The following is a 3,298-nucleotide window of genomic DNA, read 5'->3' as shown; positions in this document are numbered from 1 at the left end:
CCAGCTTGATCGAGCGCGCAGCGGGGCCCTCCCCGATCATGATGTCGATCTGGAAGTCTTCCATGGCCGGATACAGCACTTCCTCGATGACCGGCGACAGCCGGTGGATTTCGTCGATGAACAGTACATCGTTTGGCTGGAGATTGGTCAGGATGGCCGCCAAATCGCCGGCGCGCTCGATGACCGGGCCGGAGGTCTGCCGGACCGAGACGCCCATTTCATTGGCGATGACATGGCTCAGGGTGGTTTTACCGAGCCCCGGGGGTCCAAAAATCAGCACATGATCGAGGGCTTCGCTGCGCCGGCGGGCGGCTTCGATATAGATGGTCATCTGCTCGCGCACGGCGGTCTGGCCGAGATATTCGTCCAGCTTCTTTGGGCGGATGCTGGCTTCGATCAGCTCATCCTCCCGGTTTGCGGCACCGCTGACTACGCGCAGTTCATCCATTGACGGCCACCTTTTCCGTGAGACCCGATTCCAGCATCTAAATTACCACTTTCGTGCCCAGCTCCACCAGCCGTTCGCCCGGAATGCCGAAGAATTCAGTGGCTGGCGTGGCGTTACGGGACATGAACAGGAACAGCTTGTCGCGCCACAGTGCCATGCCCTGGTCGGCCTTGGCGATCAGGGCTTCGCGGCTGGCGAAATAGGTGGTGTCCATGGGATCCAGAACCAGACCGGCCGCTTTCATCAGCGCCAAGGTCTTCGGAACATCGGGATCTTCCATATAGCCATAGCGGAAGTTCAGCCGATAGAAGCCTGAGCCCAGGTCCAGCATCGAGTAACGCTCTTCCTGATCGGCGCGCGGCACGCTCAGGGTTTCAACACTCAGCAAAATATTTTGGGTGTGCAACACCTTATTGTGCTTCAAGTTATGCAACAGCGAGGGTGGCAGGTAATCGTTGGATGGGGTCATGAAGATGGCGGTTCCCGGCACCCTGACCGGGGGGTCGACCTGCACGCTCTTGATGAAGTGCTCAATACGCAGGCTCTCGCGGTTGATTTGTCCACGTACCAGATCGCGACCATGGCGCCAGGTGCGCATGATGGTGAACACCATCAGACCCAGCAGGACCGGAACCCAGGCGCCATTGAGGAACTTAATGGCATTAGCGGAAAACAAGGCGATATCGATAATCAGAAAGCTGAGGCCGAAGAACCAAATCACCGGCGCTTTCAAACGCCAGCCCTGAGATGCCAGAATAATCATCAAGAAGGTGTCGATCAGCATGCTGCCGGTCACCGATACGCCATAAGCGGCAGCCATGGACGAGGAATCTTTAAAGCCGATGACCAGCATGATGACGGTAAAGAACAGGATGTAGTTGACCCAGGGCACGTAAATCTGGCCAATGGTATGCACAGAGGTGTGTTTCAACTGCAGGCGCGGCAAGTAGCCCAGCTGAATCGCTTGCCGGGCCAATGAAAATGCCCCGGAAATCACGGCTTGCGAAGCGATGACGGCGGCCAAGGTGGCCAGCACAATCATCGGAATCAACAGGGCCGGGGGCACCATGCTGAAGAACGGATTGCTGGTCGCGGCCGGGTTTTCCAAAATCAAGGCGCCCTGGCCGAAATAATTCAGCACCAAGGACGGCAATACCACCAGCATCCAGGCATTACGAATCGGCATCCGGCCAAAATGCCCCATGTCGGCATACAAGGCTTCACCCCCGGTCACGCACAGCACTACTGCACCCAGAAGCAGCCAGGCGCCTACGCCATTTTCAATGAAAAAGCTGATGCCATACATGGGGTTCAGCGCCAGCAGGATGCCGGGGTTTTTCACGATCTGCAGCAGACCCAGCAAGGCGATGCAAAAAAACCAAACCAGCATGACAGGGCCGAAAATACGGCCGACTTTTTCAGTACCGAAACGCTGGCATGAAAATAAGATGACCAAAATCACCAAGGCCGCCGGTATGACGAAAGCTTCCAGCCCCGGCGCAATCACTTTCATGCCTTCAACCGCTGACAGTACCGTCATCGCCGGCGTAATCACGGCATCGCCAAAGAAAAAAGCAGTGCCCATAATGCCCAAAATACCGATACCGTAGGTCAGTGGCGAAGCAATCGGTAAGGCGCGCATCACCACCGTCATCAGCGATAAAATACCGCCCTCGCCGCGGTTATCGGCGCGGGTGATGATCATCACATACTTCAAGGTGACCACCAGGAGCATGGCCCAGAACACCAACGACAAAATACCGAGCACATTGGCTTGGTTGGCGACCAGGCCGTAGTGTTCGCCGAACGCTTCTTTTAGGGTATACAGCGGACTGGTGCCGATGTCGCCAAAGACAACGCCAACCGCACCGACCATCAATGCATTCTTCGGGGTTTTTCCATGCGCATGTGCAGTGCTTGACATATTAAGACCTCAAGGCAGACTTCAGGGCGGCGCGGATGATGTCCTCGGCACTGTCGGTGGACTTGGCGTCTCTCACCATGCGTGAAATCTCGGCGGGCTTGTAGCCCAGTTGCTGCAGCGCGATACTGGCTTCGCCGATGGCATCGGCCGGCATGGCGCCTGATCCAGCCGCTGGCAGCGGTAGACTCTGGCTGCGCTCACGCAGTTCGACGATCATGCGTTCGGCGGTTTTCTTGCCGATACCGGGAATCTTGGTCAGTGCCGCGACGTCGCCAGTCTGCAGCATGCGGGTGAATTCACCGACACTGCTACCCGAAAGCACCGCCAACGCGATCTTGGCACCGATGCCGGAAACCTTCTGGACATCACGAAACAAACGGCGCTCGGCTTCGGTGGCAAAACCATAGAGGGCCACGGCATCCTCGCGCACGGCGTAGTGCGTGACCAGGGTGACCGCTTCGCCGGCGCCCGGAAGCTCATAGTAAGTCGACATCGGCACTTCCAGCTCGTAACCGACGCCGCCGACTTCGAGCAGAATCCAAGGCGCCTGTTTGCTGACAAGGGTACCGCGTAATCGTCCGATCATTTCCGGCTCCAGACCTGCCGCGCAGAGATGCCGATGCGGTTGGCGGTGGCACGCACGTTGGCGTGGGTAACGGCGACCGCCAGGGCATCGGCGGCATCGGCCTGTATTTTACCATTGAGATTGAGCAGCACGCCCATCATGTGCTGGACTTGCACCTTGTCGGCACCGCCCTTGCCGACCACCGCCAGCTTGATTTCCTTGGCGGCGTACTCGTGGATCGGCAGATTGCGCAATACCGCAGCGCACATGGCGGCGCCGCGTGCCTGGCCGAGCTTGAGTGCGGAATCGGGATTGCGTGCCATGAATACCTTCTCGATGGCGACTTCCTGCGGTTGGAACC

4 protein-coding genes are annotated in these 3,298 nt (G+C 58.0%); all 4 read right to left on the bottom strand.

Annotation, left to right across the window (positions count from 1 at the left end; translation table 11 throughout):
• On the bottom strand, positions 1-448 hold a 448-nt coding region (locus tag ACIQ0Q_RS08510; protein ID WP_395772511.1), incomplete at its 3' end, for an AAA family ATPase.
• 37 nt (positions 449-485) lie between these two features.
• On the bottom strand, positions 486-2,372 hold the full coding sequence (locus ACIQ0Q_RS08505) for a potassium transporter Kup (RefSeq protein WP_395772510.1): 1,887 nt from the start codon (positions 2,370-2,372) through the stop codon (positions 486-488).
• A 1-nt stretch (position 2,373) separates the two neighbouring features.
• Positions 2,374-2,958 carry a Holliday junction branch migration protein RuvA gene (gene ruvA / locus ACIQ0Q_RS08500; protein ID WP_395772509.1) on the bottom strand — a complete coding sequence of 195 codons (585 nt, stop codon included), beginning with the start codon at positions 2,956-2,958 and terminating at the stop codon, positions 2,374-2,376.
• Positions 2,955-3,298 (bottom strand): crossover junction endodeoxyribonuclease RuvC (ruvC, locus tag ACIQ0Q_RS08495; protein WP_395772508.1); only part of this gene is annotated, 344 nt, incomplete at its 5' end. The genes ruvA and ruvC, both read right to left, overlap by 4 nt.

The sequence above is a fragment of the Arenimonas sp. genome, from assembly GCF_044348765.1.
GTDB lineage: Bacteria > Pseudomonadota > Gammaproteobacteria > Xanthomonadales > Xanthomonadaceae > Arenimonas.
Note: the sequence above shows the minus strand (reverse complement) of the source record. Positions and strands in the feature narration are given on the sequence as shown.

Excerpts from the sequence above, each read along its gene's own strand:
- ACIQ0Q_RS08505 (WP_395772510.1), bottom strand. The coding sequence starts at position 2,372 with ATGTCAAGCACTGCACATGCGCATGGAAAAACCCCGAAGAATGCATTG.
- ruvA (WP_395772509.1), bottom strand. The coding sequence starts at position 2,958 with ATGATCGGACGATTACGCGGTACCCTTGTCAGCAAACAGGCGCCTTGG.